At 61.5% G+C, this 17895-nt stretch carries 19 protein-coding genes; 9 read left to right on the top strand and 10 right to left on the bottom strand.

Annotated features, from left to right (window positions below):
- Positions 1–57: 57 nt before the first annotated feature.
- Positions 58–366 carry a DUF6124 family protein gene (locus tag HU731_RS11975; RefSeq protein WP_186607137.1) on the bottom strand — a complete coding sequence of 103 codons (309 nt, stop codon included), beginning with the start codon at positions 364–366 and terminating at the stop codon, positions 58–60.
- 216 nt (positions 367–582) lie between these two features.
- On the opposite strand from HU731_RS11975, the gene HU731_RS11970 reads away from it, so the two are divergent.
- Positions 583–846 carry an acyl carrier protein gene (locus tag HU731_RS11970; protein ID WP_186607138.1) on the top strand — a complete coding sequence of 88 codons (264 nt, stop codon included), beginning with the start codon at positions 583–585 and terminating at the stop codon, positions 844–846.
- 224 nt (positions 847–1070) lie between these two features.
- On the opposite strand, the gene HU731_RS11965 is transcribed toward HU731_RS11970, so the two are convergent.
- Positions 1071–1532, bottom strand: coding sequence for an Lrp/AsnC family transcriptional regulator (locus HU731_RS11965; RefSeq protein WP_043050670.1), 462 nt, complete (start codon positions 1530–1532; stop codon positions 1071–1073).
- 160 nt (positions 1533–1692) lie between these two features.
- On the opposite strand from HU731_RS11965, the gene yedA reads away from it, so the two are divergent.
- Both yedA and rhlE1 read left to right on the top strand, forming a co-directional pair.
- Positions 1693–2589 (top strand): drug/metabolite exporter YedA, encoded by an 897-nt coding sequence (gene yedA, locus HU731_RS11960; RefSeq protein ID WP_003194388.1) that lies wholly within the window; start codon positions 1693–1695, stop codon positions 2587–2589.
- A gap of 48 nt (positions 2590–2637) precedes the next feature.
- Entirely contained in the window at positions 2638–3972 is a 1335-nt protein-coding gene (gene rhlE1, locus HU731_RS11955) for an RNA helicase RhlE1 (protein ID WP_056791984.1), read from the top strand.
- A gap of 121 nt (positions 3973–4093) precedes the next feature.
- Here the strand turns inward: rhlE1 and HU731_RS11950 are convergent, their stop codons facing one another.
- The gene (locus HU731_RS11950) at positions 4094–5320 is read right to left on the bottom strand and encodes a TIGR03862 family flavoprotein (RefSeq protein ID WP_186607139.1); all 1227 of its coding nucleotides are present in this window, start codon (positions 5318–5320) and stop codon (positions 4094–4096) included.
- A 171-nt stretch (positions 5321–5491) separates the two neighbouring features.
- Positions 5492–6412, bottom strand: coding sequence for a histone deacetylase family protein (locus HU731_RS11945; protein WP_186607140.1), 921 nt, complete (start codon positions 6410–6412; stop codon positions 5492–5494).
- 77 nt (positions 6413–6489) lie between these two features.
- Between HU731_RS11945 and HU731_RS11940 the strand changes: the two genes are divergently transcribed.
- The 3 genes from HU731_RS11940 to HU731_RS11930 all read left to right on the top strand — a co-directional run bounded on the left by HU731_RS11940 (position 6490) and on the right by HU731_RS11930 (position 8672).
- Positions 6490–7059 carry a GNAT family N-acetyltransferase gene (locus tag HU731_RS11940; protein ID WP_014720044.1) on the top strand — a complete coding sequence of 190 codons (570 nt, stop codon included), beginning with the start codon at positions 6490–6492 and terminating at the stop codon, positions 7057–7059.
- 159 nt (positions 7060–7218) lie between these two features.
- The gene (gene tesB / locus HU731_RS11935; protein ID WP_032895201.1) at positions 7219–8088 is read left to right on the top strand and encodes an acyl-CoA thioesterase II; all 870 of its coding nucleotides are present in this window, start codon (positions 7219–7221) and stop codon (positions 8086–8088) included.
- Positions 8085–8672, top strand: a complete 588-nt coding sequence (locus tag HU731_RS11930) for an HAD family hydrolase (RefSeq protein WP_186607141.1) — start codon at positions 8085–8087, stop codon at positions 8670–8672. The genes tesB and HU731_RS11930 overlap by 4 nt, the downstream gene beginning before the upstream one ends.
- Before the next feature lie 130 nt (positions 8673–8802).
- On the opposite strand, the gene HU731_RS11925 is transcribed toward HU731_RS11930, so the two are convergent.
- Genes HU731_RS11925 through HU731_RS11915 form a run of 3 tightly spaced genes read right to left on the bottom strand, consistent with a single transcriptional unit; the run spans position 8803 to position 11124 of the window.
- The gene (locus tag HU731_RS11925; protein ID WP_186607142.1) at positions 8803–9777 is read right to left on the bottom strand and encodes an alpha/beta hydrolase; all 975 of its coding nucleotides are present in this window, start codon (positions 9775–9777) and stop codon (positions 8803–8805) included.
- On the bottom strand, positions 9778–10665 hold the full coding sequence (ypfJ, locus tag HU731_RS11920; protein WP_003194372.1) for a KPN_02809 family neutral zinc metallopeptidase: 888 nt from the start codon (positions 10663–10665) through the stop codon (positions 9778–9780). It lies immediately after the preceding gene.
- Positions 10666–10710: 45 nt separating this feature from the next.
- Positions 10711–11124, bottom strand: a complete 414-nt coding sequence (locus tag HU731_RS11915; protein ID WP_044268883.1) for a lipoprotein — start codon at positions 11122–11124, stop codon at positions 10711–10713.
- A 199-nt stretch (positions 11125–11323) separates the two neighbouring features.
- Between HU731_RS11915 and HU731_RS11910 the strand changes: the two genes are divergently transcribed.
- Positions 11324–12202 carry a DMT family transporter gene (locus tag HU731_RS11910; protein ID WP_186607143.1) on the top strand — a complete coding sequence of 293 codons (879 nt, stop codon included), beginning with the start codon at positions 11324–11326 and terminating at the stop codon, positions 12200–12202.
- Here HU731_RS11910 and HU731_RS11905 read toward each other — a convergent pair whose 3' ends face one another.
- Complete coding sequence (locus HU731_RS11905; RefSeq protein WP_003194368.1) at positions 12203–13537, bottom strand: MFS transporter; 1335 nt, start codon at positions 13535–13537, stop codon at positions 12203–12205. It lies immediately after the preceding gene.
- A gap of 226 nt (positions 13538–13763) precedes the next feature.
- Here HU731_RS11905 and quiC point away from each other — a divergent pair, with 226 nt between their 5' ends.
- A complete protein-coding gene (quiC, locus tag HU731_RS11900; protein ID WP_186607144.1) occupies positions 13764–15665 on the top strand; it encodes a 3-dehydroshikimate dehydratase QuiC in 1902 nt (633 codons plus the stop codon).
- A 77-nt stretch (positions 15666–15742) separates the two neighbouring features.
- On the top strand, positions 15743–16408 hold the full coding sequence (locus tag HU731_RS11895) for a TetR/AcrR family transcriptional regulator (RefSeq protein WP_054896166.1): 666 nt from the start codon (positions 15743–15745) through the stop codon (positions 16406–16408).
- Positions 16409–16586: 178 nt separating this feature from the next.
- Here HU731_RS11895 and HU731_RS11890 read toward each other — a convergent pair whose 3' ends face one another.
- Together HU731_RS11890 and aroQ are read right to left on the bottom strand one after the other, a co-directional pair.
- Positions 16587–17435 carry a shikimate dehydrogenase gene (locus tag HU731_RS11890; protein ID WP_437180733.1) on the bottom strand — a complete coding sequence of 283 codons (849 nt, stop codon included), beginning with the start codon at positions 17433–17435 and terminating at the stop codon, positions 16587–16589.
- Positions 17435–17881 carry a type II 3-dehydroquinate dehydratase gene (gene aroQ / locus HU731_RS11885; protein ID WP_186607146.1) on the bottom strand — a complete coding sequence of 149 codons (447 nt, stop codon included), beginning with the start codon at positions 17879–17881 and terminating at the stop codon, positions 17435–17437. The genes HU731_RS11890 and aroQ overlap by 1 nt, the downstream gene beginning before the upstream one ends.
- Between the last annotated feature and the right edge of the window lie 14 nt (positions 17882–17895).

Genomic DNA, 17895 nt, shown 5'->3' with positions numbered 1-17895 from the left:
TTGCCTGACCCTCCGCTATCGCGGGCAAGCCCGCTCCCACAGGGGGTTATGCGTCGACTATCGAGGCTGTGCGCACTCCAACGCCTGGTCCACCACCCCCTTCGCCATCTCCACCAAATGCATCACCGCCCGCTGCGGCGCCTTCATCGCCTCACCCGACGCATTCGCCGTCTCCACCGCGCAGTGCAACAACTCCGCCGCATGGGCCAGGGCGTCTTCGAAGCTCAGGTTGTCATTCAGGATAAAGATCGGCGCATCCGGGGCGGATGCCTTGAGGTAGTAGTCGATGGCACGACGGTGGAGCAGGGCGTCTTCGCTGAGGAAGTCGGTTTTGTTTTCAGTTGAAGCAGAGGTTGCTTTGACCATGTTGAATCTCCGGGATCTTTAACGCTCTCCTTCCGTCAATTTCGGCTTGCACTTCCGGTCACCGAAGGGTCGATGACGCGTGGCAGATTAGCGGTCGCGTTCTGATGGAACAAGGCTTGAAAGGCTGCTCGGAAACGTCCTGCAATTGATCGGGATGGGTCTTGCTGGCCAATAGTGGCAGGCTTATCGGACGGGGTTTTGGAGATGCGGCTAAAAATGAAGAATCATCTGAGCAGAGCCGACATCAGCGAAAAAGTGATCCAGCTATTCGTCGATATCATCGGTTTTATCGACCGAAGCGCAGTGTCGGAGCAAACCGATTTCATCCATGACTTCGACATCATTGATGACGACCTGACGTGTTTTGTCATGCAGATCAAATGGCAGTTCAAGCTGCAAGCGACGCAGGAGGATTGGGATCACATCACGACCATCAAGCAGATAGTCGATTTGATCGAGCTCAGATCGAGCCCTTTGTAGGAGCGAGCTTGCTCGCGAAAAACGCCAACGGTGACGCTGGCATCCTGAATGCACGTGGCGCCCTCGGGTTTTTCGCGAGCAAGCTCGCTCCTACAGGGGGGGGCGGCGGGCAACCGGTGAGGCCACTGGCGCCATCGCAGGCAAGCCAGCTCCCACAGTTGACCGCGTCGCCTGGGCAGTACGCGATCCCTGTGGGAGCAGGGCTTGCCCGCGATGGCGATCGCTCAGCCAGCATTTTTCCCATTGGCTTCCAATTGCCCCAACGGCACCCGCCGCTCTATGGCGCTGGACAAAATAATCGAGGTCTTGCTGAAGCCGAACTTCGCCACCCGATTAATCAGGTCTTCCAGCTGCGGCATGGTGCCCACCGCCGCTTGCATGATCACGCACGGGTCGCCGGTGACGCGGTGGCATTCGGTCAGTTCGGGTATCTCTGCCAGGGCGTCGTACACCTTCTGGCTGCCGTGATTGGTCAGCCGCAGTTCGATTACGCATTGAATCGGCAAACCCACTTTGGATAAATCCACCTTGGCCTGGTAGCCGGTGATTACGCCGCTGGCCTCAAGCTTGGCCACGCGTTCGGCCACGGCGGGGGCGGAGAGGTTTACGGTGCGTGCCAGTTGCGCGTAGGAAGCACGGCCATCTTCAAGCAGGGCGCTGAGGAGCATGCGGTCGTATTTGTCCATGATAAGGCTCCGGTTGCGCGTGGCTTTCGAAAGCACGGTTTATAGCCTTGATAACCATGGTTTGAGAAGTGTATTGGCGTTTTAAACAGGTTTTGTAACTTATGTTTATCCACCTTCGTTTCTAGAATAAGTCTCCCATTACCTGCCATAGAGCTGCCCAATGCCTGGCCCACGTCGCTTTCCCTTACCGCTGATCGCTGCTTTTTTTGCGTTGTATGTGATCTGGGGTTCCACCTACCTGGTGATCCGCATCGGCGTGGAGTACTGGCCGCCGCTGTTGCTGGCGGGGATTCGGTTTTGCACGGCGGGCGCGTTGATGTACGGCTTCCTCCGGTGGCGCGGGGTGCCGGCGCCGACCTGGCCGCAGTGGAAGGCGGCCGGGATGATCGGCATTTTGCTGCTCACCGTGGGCAATGGTGGCGTGAGTGTGGCCGAACATATGGGCGTGTCGTCCGGCGTGGCCGCGCTGGCGGTGGCGACGGTGCCGCTGTTTACCTTGCTGTGTGGGTTTTTCTGGGGCGCACGTAATACGCGGCTGGAATGGGCTGGGGTGCTGCTGGGGATCATCGGCATCGCCATGCTCAACATGGGCAGTACCTTGCAGTCGAGCCCACTGGGCGCGGTGTTGCTGTTGATGGCGGCGGCGTCCTGGGCCTTCGGCTCGGTGTGGAGCCGGCATTTGCCGCTGCCCCAGGGCGCCATGGCCAGCGCCGCGGAAATGCTCGTGGCCGGCGTGGCGCTGCTGATCGTCAGCGCGTTGTCTGGCGAGCACCTGCAGGCCATGCCGCCGCTGGAAGGCTGGCTGGCCCTGGCGTACCTCACGGTGTTCGGCTCGATCATTGCCTTCAACGCTTATATGTACCTGCTCAAGCACGTACGCCCGGCGGCGGCGACCAGCTATGCCTATGTGAACCCGGCAGTGGCCGTGCTGCTGGGGATTGTGTTCGTGGGTGAGAGCATCGGCCTGGAAGAAGCCCTGGCGATGCTGGTGATCATCAGCGCGGTGTTGCTGATCAGCCTGCCCCAATGGCGCAAGCCCAAACCGGAAATAAGGTAAACTGCCGCGCATTACGCCCTTGCGCTGAATTTTTCCTACGGTAACTACATGACTTTCGCCACCCTTGGCCTGATCGAACCCTTGCTGCGCGCCCTTGAGACGCTTGGCTACCAGACCCCGACGCCGGTGCAGGCCCAAGCCATTCCGGCCGTGCTGGCCGGTCGCGACCTGATGGCCGCGGCCCAGACCGGCACCGGCAAGACCGCAGGTTTCGCCTTGCCGCTGCTGCAACTGTTGACCCTGGAAGGGCCGAAAGTCGCCGCCAACTCAGCGCGTGCGCTGATCCTGTGCCCCACTCGCGAGCTGGCCGAGCAGGTTCACGCCAGCGTCGCTGAATACGCCCAGCACCTGCCGCTGACCACTTACGCAGTGTACGGCGGCGTGAGCATCAACCCGCAGATGATGAAGCTGCGCAAGGGTGTGGATATTCTGGTCGCCACCCCTGGCCGCCTGATCGACCTGTTCCGCCAGAACGCGCTGAAGCTCAACCAGCTGCAAACCCTGGTGCTGGACGAAGCCGACCGCATGCTCGACCTGGGCTTCTCCGAAGAGCTTGCCAACATTTATCGCATGCTGCCGAAAAAGCGCCAGACCCTGTTGTTCTCCGCGACCTTCTCCGATGACATTCGCCTGCTCGCCGGGCAGATGCTCAACGACCCGCTGAGCATCGAAGTCAGCCCACGCAACGTCGCCGCCAACACCGTCAAGCAGTGGGTGGTGCCGGTGGATAAAAAGCGCAAGCCGGAGCTGTTTGTGCACCTGATGCGCAAGGGCCGTTGGAAGCAGGTGCTGGTGTTCGCCAAGACCCGCAACGGCGTAGACGCCCTGGTGGACAAGTTGCAGGGCCTGGGCATCAATGCCGACGGCATCCATGGCGACAAACCCCAAGCCACTCGCCAACGCGCACTGGACCGCTTCAAGGCCAGCGACGTGCAGATCCTGGTGGCCACCGACGTAGCGGCCCGTGGCCTGGATATCGAAGACCTGCCGCTGGTGGTCAATTTTGACCTGCCTATCGTGGCCGAAGACTACATCCACCGCATCGGCCGTACCGGGCGTGCAGGCAATACCGGTGAGGCGATTTCCCTGGTCTGTGCCGACGAGGTGAACATGCTCTCGGCCATCGAGATGCTGACCCGCCAGACCCTCACGCGCAAAATGGAACCGGACTTCGAACCCGAGCACCGCGTGCCAGACACCGATGCCAGCGGGCAGGTGGTGAAGAAGCCGAAAAAGCCGAAGAAGCCTAAGGCGTCTGGCGGTGGCGGCAAGCGCAACCTGGGCAAGTGGGTGGACAGTGGGGAAGTGGCGCCGGCCGAGCCTTCGATCAAGCCGGTGCGCAAGGTGCCGGTGTTTAATACCGGGCCGCGTAAGAAGAAGTGATTTTGCGCTGTGGCTGATGGCCTCATCGCAGGCAAGCCAGCTCCCACCTTTTGAATTGTGAACACAGTCAAAGGTGAGAGCTGGCTTGCCTGCGATGGCGGCCTTGAGTCCACCGCAGCGCTCAGCGGTTAAGCCACTCCAACATCCCCAGCCCAGCCGCCCGGCCACTGGCAAAACAGCCGGTCAGCAAATACCCACCGGTCGGCGCTTCCCAGTCGAGCATTTCCCCCGCACAAAACACCCCAGGCAAAGGCTTGAGCATCAACCGCTCATCCAGTGCTTCAAACGGCACACCACCGGCCGTGCTGATCGCCTCATCCATCGGCCGTGTTTTCACCAATGTCAGCGGCAACGCTTTGATATCCACCGCCAATTGCGCCGGATCGGTGAAGTGTTCAGCGGGCGTCAGCTCGCGCAACAACGCTGCCTTCACGCCATCCAACCCCAACTGACTGTGCAAGTGCTTGCTCATCGACCGCGAGCCACGAGGCTTGGCCAATGCGGCCTGCACCTTGTCCAGCGGCTTGCTGGGCAGCAAGTCGATATGCACCGTGGCCGCACCGTCGCGGTTGATCGCTTCGCGAATCGGTGCCGACAAGGCGTAAATCAAACTGCCTTCAATGCCGGTGGCGGTGATCACGCATTCGCCGAGCCGAGGTTTGTCATCCCCAAGGCCAATGGCGACGTTTTTCAACGGTGCGCCGGCGAATTTGCTGACCATCAACTCGCTCCATGCCGACACTTCAAACCCGCAGTTGCTCGGTTGCAGCCGCACATAGGGCAGGCCTTTGCCTTCAAACAGGTTAAGCCACGCACCGTCGGAGCCCAGGCGCGACCAGCTGCCGCCGCCCAGGGCCAGTAGCACAGCGTCGCTGTGGACAACTTTTTCGCCTTCCGGGCTGTGGATAAGTAACTCGCCTTCGGCAGTCCAGCCCAGCCAACGATGCCGGGTGTGGATAACCACACCTTGCTCCCGCAGGCGCTTGAGCCAGGCGCGCAACAGTGGCGCGGCTTTCATATCGGTAGGAAACACACGCCCAGAGGTGCCGACAAAGGTTTGAATGCCCAGGCCATGAATCCATTCGCACAACGCCTCGGCGCCAAAGCTGCGCAGCAGCGGCGCCATGTGCGGGGCGCGTTCGGCGTAGCGCGACAGGAACGCCGGATAGGCTTCGGAGTGGGTGATATTCATGCCGCCCACGCCGGCCAGCAGGAACTTGCGCCCCACCGATGGCATGCCGTCGTACAGGTCCACGCGCACGCCCGCCTGGCTCAAGACTTCGGCGGCCATCAGCCCGGCGGGGCCGCCGCCGATAATGGATACGTGGTGGGCAGAAGTCTGAGGCATGGGCAGGGCTACGGTGATGTGAATAGGCCGAGCATTCTACCCGACCACGACGCCGCTGCCTGATCAAAAAACGTACACTTTCCTACAGGCCATACGGCCAGACGCTTGCAGCCGCTTACGCTCAAGTTATCCACAGGCCGTTCCACAGGCATTGTGGGTAACGCTCACACTTCAATGACAGCCTGATGACGTCCATACCCGCTGCGCGCTGTGGTGCAAGATGCCGTGGCGGCGGGCGAGGGCGGGGCGGTCCTTGCTGTAGCCGCCACCGATTACGCCCATGACTGGAATGTCGCGGCCCAGGCAGTGGCGCATCACGCTTTCATCACGGGCGGCGACGCCGGCGTCTGTCAGCTTGAGGTAACCAAGGGCGTCGTCCTTGTGCACATCCACGCCGGCGTCGTACAGCACCAGGTCTGGCTGGTAGAGCGGCAGCAGGTAGTTGAGCGCGTCATCCACCACCTTGAGGTAGTCGGCATCGCCCATGCCCATGGGCAGCGGGATGTCCCAGTCGCTCTGGGCCTTGCGGGCCGGGAAGTTCTTTTCGCAGTGCAGCGACACGGTGATGGCCTCCGGCGTGTCGTGGAGGATGCGCGCGGTGCCGTCGCCCTGGTGCACGTCGCAATCGAAGATCAATACGCGATTGACCCGGCCGCTGGCCAACAGGTAATGGCTGATCACCGCCAGGTCATTAAAAATGCAGAAACCGGCCGGATAATCGTAATGGGCATGGTGGGTGCCGCCCGCCAGATGGCAGGCCAGGCCATGTTCCAGGGCTTGTTCGGCGGCCAGGATCGAACCGCCCACCGCACGCACCGTGCGCCGGGCCAGGGCTTCGCTCCAGGGCAGGCCGAGGCGGCGTTGGTCTTCGCGGGACAGTTCGCCGCCCATGTAGCGTTCGATATACCCAGGTTCATGGGCCAGGGCCAAAATGTCTGCCGGGCACAGCGGCGGGCGCAGCAATTGGCTGTCTTGGGTCAGGCCGCTGTCCACCAGGTGGTCACGCAACAGGCGAAACTTGTCCATGGGGAACCGGTGGTCCGCCGGGAACTCAGGGCTGTAGTCTTCGTGGTAGATCAATGGCAAGGGCATGGGATTTTCTGACGGGAACCTGCGAAGGATCTTAACAGCGCTGTACACTCACGCACATGGCAAGGCAGGGGGGACCCATGGAGCCGATACTGGAATTGGAAAGTGCACGCTTGGTGCTGCGCCAATGGCGCGACAGCGACCTGCCGGACTTTGCGCGCATGTGCGCCGACCCGCAGGTAATGCGCTACTTCCCGGCGCAATTGAGCCACTTGGAAAGCGCGGCGCTGATCGGCCGGATACGCGGGCATTTTGCTGAATATGGCTTTGGTTTCTGGGCTTTGCAGCGCAAGGACACCGGTGAGTTTATCGGCCTGACGGGGCTTGCGAATGTCAGCTTCGAAGCCGGCTTTACCCCGGCGGTGGAAATCGGTTGGCGCCTGGCCCGCGAGCATTGGGGCCTGGGCTATGCCAGTGAGGCCGCCTGGACGGCGTTGCGCTGTGGTTTTGACCGCCTGCAACTGGACGAAATCCTGGCTTTCACCACCGAGAGCAATCTGCCCTCACAAAAAGTCATGCAGGCCATCGGTATGCATTACGATCCGCAGGCAGATTTTGAACACCCGAAAGTCGCAGCCGGTGACCCGCTGCGCCCTCACGTGTTGTACCGCATCACCCGCGCCCAATGGTTGGACACGCTGCACGGATAAGCAGGCGGTCATGCTCAACAGAAACCCGTAGGAGCGAGCTTGCTCGCGAAGAACGCAAGAGCGCTGCGGTAAACCAGAAGCGCTGCGTCATCGTTAACGACCTTCGCGAGCAAGCTCGCTCCTACAGGTAGATACCGTTTTGCTTTGAGGAGAGTTTCAATGAGCCAAGTATTGGAAGATCTGGTGGACTTGCTGACCCTTGAGCCGATCGAGGAAAACCTCTTTCGCGGCCGCAGCCAGGACCTGGGCTTTCGCCAACTGTTCGGCGGCCAAGTGCTCGGCCAGTCGCTGTCGGCGGCCAGCCAGACCGTAGACGAAGCGCGGCATGTGCATTCCCTGCACGGTTATTTCCTGCGCCCTGGCGATGCGGCCTTGCCGGTGGTGTATTCGGTGGACCGCGTGCGCGATGGCGGCAGTTTCAGCACGCGTCGTGTCACCGCGATTCAAAAGGGCAACCCGATCTTCACCTGCACGACCTCGTTCCAGTACGACGAAGAAGGCTTCGAGCACCAGACCACCATGCCGGTGGTAGTGGGCCCGGAAAACCTGCCGTCGGAGCTGGAGCTGACCCAGCAACGTGCGCACCTGATCCCCGAGCACATGCGCGACAAGCTGCTGTGCCCCAAGCCCATCGAAGTGCGCCCGGTCACCGAAAAAGACCCGTTCAACCCGCAGCCGTCCGACCCGGTCAAGTACGTGTGGTTTCGTGCTGACGGTGCCTTGGCGGACACGCCAGCGCTGCATAAATACCTGCTGGCCTATGCCTCGGACTTTGGCCTGTTGACCACCTCGCTGCTGCCCCATGGCAAGACCGTGTGGCAGAAGGATATGCAAGTCGCCAGCCTCGATCACGCGCTGTGGTTCCACGCCGACCTGCGTGCCGATGACTGGTTGCTGTACGCCATGGACAGCCCGTGGGCCGGCAATTCACGAGGTTTCTCCCGGGGCAGCGTGTACAACCGTGCCGGGCAATTGGTGGCCTCGGTGACTCAGGAAGGTTTGATCCGCCATCGCAAGGATTGGGCATGAGCCTCTGCGACGTTAAGCACTGGGTGTTCGACATGGACGGCACCCTCACGGTGGCGGTGCATGACTTTGCTGCTATCCGCGTGGCGCTGCAGATCCCGCCTGAAGACGACATTCTCACGCACCTCGCGGCATTGCCGGCAGATGTCGCAGAGGCCAAACATGCCTGGTCGCTGGAGCATGAGCGCGAACTGGCGCTGGGTTCCATTGCGGCCGAAGGTGCCGTTGAGCTGATACGGGAATTGGCCGGGCGCGGTTACCGCCTGGGCATCCTGACCCGCAATGCGCGGGAGCTGGCGCATATCACCCTGGAAGCGATTGGCCTGGCGGACTGCTTTGCCATTGAGGATGTGCTGGGGCGCGATGATGCACCGCACAAGCCGGACCCGGGTGGGTTGCTGAAACTGGCGGCGGCTTGGGACGTGGCGCCCAGCGAAATGGTGATGGTGGGAGATTATCGCTTTGACCTGGACTGTGGTCGGGCAGCGGGGGCCAAGACGGTGTTGGTGAACCTGCCGGAGAACCCTTGGCCGGAATTGGCGGATTGGCATGCCGAGGATTGTGCGGCGCTGCGCCGAATGATCTAACAGGCGACAGAGATCAAATGTGGGAGCTGGCTTGCCTGCGATGACGGACTGTCAGTTGATAAAGTGTCAGCTGACCCACCGCTATCGCAGGCAAGCCAGCTCCCACATTTTGATTGGGTTCTTTCAGTTGCTATTGGGTAAATAGCACCTTTTCTCCCTGCGGCGAGGTGAACATCTTGTCCCCGTCATGCCCCACCCCCGGCACTTCCACCAGCCTGTGAGCCAACTGCGGATGCCGCTGTTTGAGGTAATCAAAGTAGTTGTGCCCACGCATCAGCCGATACGCGCCCTGGGTCTCGGCCTCGCAGCTTTTATCCAATGCCGGGTGGTTGGGGTCGGTGTCCTGCTGGCCCAACAGGTAAGTGATGTCGCGTGAGACGTAGGCCTGTTCCAGTTGCTGGGCACCTCGGTCACCCACGTAACCCGGCAGGTGTTGCATGCCGTACTTCCAGTCGTTGAAGCCCGGGCAACTGGCCGCATCGAACTTCACCGGACGTTGCGGGCTGAAGTACGCATAGGACGACGGGTTAGCCACCACATACCGCAGGCGGATGCCTTCGGCGTTCAGCAGCGGATGGTCGTGGCCGGTGAGGGCGAAGCGCTGCACCACTTGGCCGCCACCGGAATGCCCGGCGATCACGATTTCTTTCAGCGCCGGGAACAGTTTGCGGTTGCCCAAGTGCTTGAGGATCTGGTCCAGAGCGCCATAAGAGCTGATCTGCCCTGGCCCGGTGGACACTTCGCCGGCCATCCAGTCGTTACCCTTCCAACGCACTACGTCGTTGCTCAGGTGGTTACGCTTCACGTCGGCTTGATTGAGAAACTGCGGCGCAATCACCAGCGTACTGCCGCCCACCCCAGCATGCTCGGCGGCGTCGATGCCGCTTTGCAGGTAGGTTTGTGCATTGCGCAGGCGGCCATGCACGATGATCAATGCGCGCGTGACCTTGGGCAGCGGCTGGCGCCAATCCTGGCTCAGGCCCAGGCTGAGGTCGCCGGCCTCAAGATGAAAGCGATCGGGGCTGACCACCTTGACGCCGTGTTCGGCCGCGAAGGTGCAACAGGACACGAGCACACCCAGCAGTAACCCCAACCGTTTGATCATTTAAAGACTCTTGGCCGCGAAGGTATCGCATTGAGTGATCTGGCCCTGGGCGAAGCCGGTCTTGAACCAGCGCACGCGTTGGGCCGAGGTGCCGTGGGTGAAGGAGTCCGGTACCACGCGCCCCTGGCCCTGCTGCTGCAAACGGTCGTCGCCGATGGCATTGGCTGCGTTCAGGGCTTCTTCGATATCGCCGGGTTCCAGCCAGTTCAGGCGTTTTTGCGCATGGTTGGCCCACACGCCGGCAAAGCAGTCGGCTTGCAGTTCCTGGCGAACCAGCAGGCCACCGTCGCCTTCCATCTGCCGACCCTGTTGGCGCGCCGCCTGGATCTTGGACGAGATGCCCAGCAACGTTTGTACGTGGTGCCCGATTTCGTGGGCGATCACGTAGGCCTGGGCGAAGTCACCGGCGGCCTGGAAGCGTTGCGACATTTCCCGGAAGAAGTCCAGGTCCAGGTACACCTGCTGGTCAGCCGGGCAGTAGAACGGGCCGCTGGCTGAGGTGGCGCCACCACAGGCAGAGTTCACCCGGCCACGGAACAAGATCAGTTTCGGGTTCTTATAGGCCAGCCCGTTTTGCTGGAACACTTGGCCCCAAGTGTCTTCGGTATCGCCCAGCACAGCGCGCACGAAGTCGGCTTGCTCATCGTTGGCCGGCGGTGCCTGACGCGGCTGGGTGCTGACCGACGGCGCCTGTTCCATCTGGCCGGTCAATTGGCCGAGGATCTGCATCGGGTCCTGGCCGGTCAGCCAGCCAATGCCGACGATCAGCACGATGGCCGTGAGGCTCAGGCCCTTGCCGCCGCCGAAGCGCATACCGCCACCGCCGCCGCCACTGTCATTACGGGCATCCACCACGTTGTCGCTGCGTCGGCCTTTTTTCCATAGCATGGGAGCAATCCTCTGTGTGCTAACCGTGATTGATTATGGTCGGTATTAACGGCAATAGCCTTCGCCCGTGGCAACGATCAGGCAGTCTTTTTTATCCGCCAGCCACTTCAAGCCGGTGGCGGCGCCATCGCCAGCGCGCAACAGCTGCGGGCCGTCGGGGCGGGTGAAGGCGATGCCGTCGTCAGTGGCTTCACCTTTGAAGGTGCCAGCGTCATCGGCGTCGAGGCCATATTGCATGGTCAGCAGGTAGTGGCCGCGGCCAATGCTGTCGTCCTTGGCGATGGTCAGGTGCAAGCCTTCGACGCCAACCCACTTGCCAACCCATTTATCGGTGGGCGGGGTCTCTGGCACCAGGGTCGCTTGCACGGAAGCGGGCGCGGGCTTGGGGGCTTCTTTCGGGGCTTTATCGCAGGCAGCGAGCAGGGCGAGGGCAGACAGGGCAAAGAGAATTTTTTTCATAGCGGCAAGGCCTTGGTTAAAAAGTGTGCAACGCCGGGGCGAGCGTGCAGCGTTGGACTCGGATCCATCGATTTAGTGCGCTGTTCGCCCGGTGTTTGGTTATGCTCTTGGGGCAGACTCCGGCCCGGCTGCTAGATTACCGGGTTGAGCGCTACTTGGTTCAGCGCTCAGCGTCCCGCTCGCCACACAAGAGAATTCAATGACTGTCAGTACCCCGCTCTCCGGCGTCAACCATCCGTTCAAAGGCATCCTGCTGATTGTGCTGGCGACGTTCCTGTTCTCCAGCCACGACGCCTTGTCCAAATACCTGGCCGGGTTTTACCCGATCGTGATGGTGGTGTGGGCGCGGTACATGGTGCACACCTTGCTGATGGCCGGGATCTTCCTGCCGCAATCGGGCCTGCGCGTGTTGCGCAGCAAGCGGCCGGGCATGCAGGTGGTGCGGGCGTTATGCCTGTTGGGCACCAGCCTGTTCTTCACCACGGCGCTGCATTACATCCCGTTGGCCGAGGCCACGGCGGTGAACTTCTTGGCGCCGATCCTGGTGACGGCGTTGTCGGTGCCGTTGCTCGGTGAGCACGTGACCCGTGGCCAGTGGCTGGCGGTGATCTGCGGGTTTATCGGCGTGGTGATCATCATCCACCCCGGCGGCGAGCTGTTTACCCCGGCAGTGTTGCTGCCGCTGTGCTCGGCGCTGTTCTTCTGCTTCTACCAGTTGCTCACGCGCATCCTCAGCCAATACGACAGCCCCACCACCAGCAACTTCTTCGCCGGCCTGTGCAACACCTTGGTGATGAGTGCGATGGTGCCGTTCTTCTGGCAAGTGCCGACGCTGTGGCACGCGGTGATGATGTTGGCGCTGGGCACCTGCGGGATGACCGCGCACCTGATGCTCACCCAGGCGTTCCGCTTCGCGGCACCGGCCTTGCTGGCGCCGTTTGGCTATTGCCAGATCGTGTTTGCGGGGTTGTTGGGCTGGCTGGTGTTCAGCCATACCCCCGATATGACCACGCTGGTGGGCATCGGGGTGATCTGCATGAGCGGGTTGGCCGCTGCCTGGCAGCAGCGGCGGCGTTAATTAAACGTCTACCGTAGGGATCTTGCGCGGCGCCATGAAGTACATCCACACCAGGGCGATGAAGTACATCGCCGGGATCAGGGTGAACAAGATCGTGTAGTTGTTGTTGGTCACCGTGAGGATATGGCCGACGATCTGGGTCATGAACATGCCGCCGATGGCCGCGCACATGCCGCCAAAGCCGAACACCGTGCTCATCATGTGCTTGGGCGTGTAGTCCATCACCAGGCTCCAGATGTTGGCGGTCCAGGCCTGGTGCGCGCCGATGGCCAGGGAGATGGCGAACACCGCGACCCACAGTTGGCTGGAACCGGCCGCCATGATCACGCCGACGATGCAGCAGGCGAACAGCAGCATCGACAACAGCCGCGCCTTGATCGAGTTCATCCCACGGCCAATCAGGAACGACGACAGGATCCCGCCGCCCACGCTGCCAAAGTCGGCGGTGAGGTAAATGATGATCAGCGGAATGCCCATCTGCGTCACGTTGATGCCCAGGTTGTATTGCTGGTTCAAGAACGGCGGCAGCCAATACAGGTAGAACCAGAACACCGGCGCGGTCAGCGAGTAGGCGAGGGCGAAGGCCCAGGTGCCACGCATGCGCAGGATGCGGCTGAACGGCACGCGGGGTTGTTCCGGTTCGACTTCCTGTTGCACGTAGTCCAATTCGGATTGTTTAACGGTGGGGTGGTCTTCCGGGTTGTAGTACTTCAAGCCCCAGAGCACCAACCAGATACCGCCCAGTGCCGACATGCACAGGAACGCCGCCTGCCAGCCCCACACGTGCAGGATCAACGGCAGCAGCATGGGCGTCATCATTGCGCCGACGTTGGTGCCGGCGTTGAAGATGCCGGTGGCCACTGCACGTTCACCCGCCGGGAACCACAAGCGTGTGGTCTTGACGCAGGCCGGGTAGTTGGCGGCTTCGGTCAGCCCGAGGATAAACCGGCAGACCATAAAGCCGACCGCCGAGGTGGCCAGGCCATGGGCGCCGGTGGCCAGGCTCCACAGCAGCACGGCGCAGAAGAACACGCGCTTGACGCCAACCCGGTCGATCAGGCGGCCTTGCAGCACAAAGCCGATGGCGTAGCCGACCTGGAACCAGAAGTTGATGTTGGCGTAGTCCATCGCCGTCCAGCTCATTTCCTTGGCGAGGATCGGTTGCATCACGCCCAGGGCGGCGCGGTCGATGTAGTTCAAGGTGGTGGCGAAGAACACCAGGGCCAGCATGCCCCAGCGCGTTTTACCCACGGCCAGGGCACCGCGGATCTTGTCGCCGATACCGGCGTGCGGGTTGCCCGGGCGCGCGGCCAGGGCTGGATTTTGCAGAGGCATGAGGTTTGTACCCGTTTTTTGAAATTCTTATGGTGTGTTCTGGGTCTTTGTTACGTGAACGAATTGCCCGGTCGATGGTGCGCAGTGGTTAAAAAGTCGTCAATTCGCCAAAGGGGCTTAGTGTTCGATAATCGCACCAAAAACTAACCGGTTCGTACATTTTAATTGCTGCCTGTAGGCTGGGGGCGAATAATTTGCCACAAACAACAATTGCCGGGAGTCTTCCATGCAACGTTCTATTGCCACTGTGTCCTTGAGCGGCACCCTGCCGGAAAAACTCGAAGCCATTGCCGCCGCCGGGTTTGATGGGGTGGAGATCTTTGAGAACGACTTGTTGTATTACGACGGCAGCCCGCGGGAAGTCAGGCAGATGTGCGCCGACCTGGGCATCGCCATCACCCTGTTCCAGCCGTTTCGCGACTTCGAAGGCTGCCGCCGTGATCGCCTGGCGCGCAACCTGGAGCGTGCCGAACGCAAATTCGATTTGATGCAAGAGCTAGGCACCGACCTAGTGCTGGTGTGCAGTAACGCCTCGGCCGACAGCGTGGGCGACGAACGTATTCTGCTCGATGACCTGAGCCTGCTGGCCGAACACGCCGGCAAGCGCGGCTTGCGCATCGGCTATGAAGCGCTGGCGTGGGGCAAGCATGTGAACACCTGGCAGCAGGTGTGGAACCTGGTGCGCCAGGTAGACCACCCGAGCCTCGGTGTGTTGCTCGACAGCTTCCACACCTTGTCGCTCAAGGGCGACCCGAGTGCCATCGCCCAGATCCCGGGCGACAAGATTTTCTTCGTGCAGATGGCCGACGCACCGATCCTGGCCATGGATGTACTGGAGTGGAGCCGGCATTTCCGTTGCTTCCCAGGCCAGGGCGAATTTGACCTGGCGGGCTTTCTCGCGCCGATCATCAAAAGTGGCTACACCGGGCCCTTGTCCCTGGAAATTTTCAACGATGGCTTCCGCGCCGCGCCGACCCGTGCGAATGCGGCGGACGGCTTGCGCTCGTTGCTGTACCTGGAAGAAAAAACCCGCCAGCGCCTGGCGCAAGAAGCACCCGCTGCGCCGGTGGATATCCTGTTTGAAACCCCGGCGGCCAGCGAGTACGACGGGATCGAATTCCTGGAATTTGCCGTGGATGAAAGCCTCGGCGCCAAGCTGAGCAATTGGCTGGAACGCCTGGGTTTCACCAAGGCCGGCCAGCATCGGTCGAAGAATGTGAGCCTGTTGCGCCAGGGCGATATCAACCTGATCCTCAACTGCGAACCCTATTCCTTCGCCCATAACTTTTTCGAGGCTCATGGCCCGTCTTTATGCGCCACGGCGATGCGGGTCAAGGACAGTGCCAAGGCCCTGGAGCGGGCGGTGGCCTACAAGGGCCAGCCTTACCGCGGCCTGGTGGGGCCCAACGAGTTGGAATTGGCCGCGGTGCGTGCGCCGGATGGCAGCCTGATTTACCTGGTAGACCCCAGCGAAGGCGGGCTGTACGACACCGATTTCAACCTGCAAGCGGCCACACCCGCCAGCGGCGGCTTGTTGCGTATCGACCACATGGCCATGGCCTTGCCGGCCGACAGCCTCGACAGCTGGGTGCTGTTCTACAAGAGCCTGCTGGATTTCGAAGCCGATGACGAAGTGGTGCTACCCGACCCTTACGGCCTGGTGAAAAGCCGTGCGTTGCGCAGCCGCTGCAGCTCTATCCGCCTGCCGCTGAATATCTCCGAAAACCGCAACACCGCGATTTCCCACGCACTCTCAAGCTATCGCGGTTCGGGCGTGCACCATATTGCCTTTGACTGCGCGGACATTTTTGCTGAGGTGCGCCGGGCCAAGGAAGCCGGTGTGCCGCTGCTGGATATCCCGCTCAACTACTACGACGACCTGGCGGCGCGCTTCGATTTTGACGATGAGTTCCTCAGTGAGTTGGCGTACTACAACGTGCTGTACGACCGCGACGCCCAGGGCGGTGAGCTGTTTCATGTGTACACCGAGCCGTTCGAAGGGCGGTTTTTCTTCGAGATCATCCAGCGCAAGCACGGCTATGCCGGCTACGGCGCGGCCAACGTGGCGGTGCGTCTGGCGGCGATGGCCAAGTCACGCAGCGGTGCGGTGCGCCAGGCCCGTTTATAAGGGCAGGGTGGGTGCTTCCTTCGGGGAGCGCCGCGGCCCATAATCAGCGCCTGCACAACAATGGCCGTGAGCGCACCATGACCTCGAGTCCCGATCTCCCCGCGGTAGCTGACGCACCGCGCAAGAGTCGCAAGAACAATCCGGAAAAGACCCGCGAAAATATTCTGCAAGAAGCCATTGTCGAGTTTGTTCAGCAGGGCCTGGCCGGCGCTCGCGTGGACGCCATCGCCGAGCGCATCCACACCTCCAAGCGCATGATTTATTACTACTTCGGCAGCAAGGAGCAGCTATACGTCGAAGTGCTGGAGAAGCTCTACGGCGATATCCGCAACACCGAAACGCGCATGAACCTCACCGCGCTGGAGCCGCGTGAGGCGATTCGCCGGCTGGTGGAGTTCACCTTCGATCACCACGACCAGAACGTGGATTTCGTGCGCATCGTCAGCATCGAAAATATCCACAACGCCGAGTACGTCAAGCGCACCGACACCATCAAGGCGATGAATAGCAAAATCCTGGAAGGGCTGGGAGAGACCTTGCGCCGCGGGGCTGAGTTGGGGCTGTTTCGCGAAGGGCTGGAGCCGCTGGATGTGCACTTGCTGATCAACTCGTTCAGTTTCTACCGGGTGTCCAACCGGCACACCTTCAGCGAGATTTTCCAGATCGAGCTGTCGGATGAGGCGATCAAACAGCGGCATCGGGAGATGATTTGCGAGTCGGTGCTGCGCTACCTGCAAGCCTGAGAACACCCGTTTTCAAGACCGAGTCCAGCTTGCCCCAATGCTGTAGGAGCGAGCTTGCTCGCGAAAAACGTCAACGATAACGCGTGCTTGCTGAATGAACGCGGCGCCTGTGAGTTTTTCGCGAGCAAGCTCGCTCCTACAGCATTGGGTACGCCCACATTTTGATGGGGTTGCATCCCTAGATATTCATGCTCTGGAAATGCGCCAGCATCCGGTCTGCATCCGCCACTTCCCCGCTGAACAGCTCAAACGCCTTCACCGCCTGAAACACCGCCATATTGCCGCCATCCAACGTACGGCAACCCAAGGCGCGAGCGTCACGCAGCAGTTGGGTTTCCAGCGGGAAGTACACGATCTCCGCTACCCACAATTCGGCCCGTAACAACGCCGCTGGCACCGGTGTGCCGGGCAGCTTGGCCATGCCCATCGGCGTAGTGTTCACCAGGCCATCGGCTTGGGCCATGGCGTTTTCCAGGTGGCTACCGACTTGAGCGCTACCGGCACCGAACTGCCGGGCAAGGTTATCCACAAGGTCCTGGGCGCGGGTGCGGTCGACATCGAAGATGCTCAACTGCTCCACACCTTCTGCCAACAGTGCATGGGCCACCGCCGCGCCCGCGCCACCGGCGCCCATCTGCACCACGCGTTGGCGCGGCACGTTGTGCAAGTTGCGCCGAAAGCCTTCGGCGAACCCCAGGCAGTCGGTGTTATGGCCAATGCGCTTGCCGTCCTTGAACACCACGGTATTGACCGCGCCAATGCCCCGGGCCTCATCGGAGAGTTCATCGAGCAGAGGCAGGATCGCCTGCTTGCACGGGTAGGTAATGTTCAGCCCGGTGAAGTGCATCAGCTCGGCGGCTCGCAGGAGTTCCGGCAGGGCGTTGAGGTCCAGGTGCAGCGGCTCCAGGTCGATCAGGCGATACAGGTAGCGCAAGCCCTGGGCGTCGCCTTCCTGTTCGTGCAGTGCCGGGGTGCGTGAGGCCTGGATGCCGGCGCCGATCAGGCCGGCGAGAATGCGTGGTTTCATCAAGTGCGTCCCTTCAGCGTATGGCTGAAATGTTCCAGGGCCAGGTGGTAGCCATGGCTGCCAAACCCGGCCAGCATGGCCTTGGCGATCGGTGACACAAACGAGTGATGACGAAAGGCTTCACGGGCGTGCACGTTGGATAAATGCACTTCGATCACCGGCACTTCACTGGCCACCAGCGCGTCGCGGATCGCGACCGAGGTGTGGGTCCAGGCTGCCGGGTTGATCACGATACCGGCGCAGCGGTTGCGGGCGGCGTGGATCCAGTCGAGCAATTCGCCCTCGTGGTTGGTCTGGCGAAATTCGATGGTCAGCCCCAGCTTGTCGGCGCTGCGGCCACACAGGGCGGCAATATCGGCCAGGGTTTCATGGCCATAAGTGGCAGGCTCGCGGGTGCCGAGCAGGTTGAGGTTGGGGCCGTTGAGCACCAGCACGATGGGCGGCATAGAGGCTTCTCCAC

It is taken from the genome of Pseudomonas salmasensis (genome assembly GCF_014268375.2).
GTDB lineage: Bacteria > Pseudomonadota > Gammaproteobacteria > Pseudomonadales > Pseudomonadaceae > Aquipseudomonas > Aquipseudomonas salmasensis.
The sequence above is the reverse complement of the archived record's forward strand: the minus strand, read 5'-3'. Positions and strand labels throughout refer to the sequence as shown.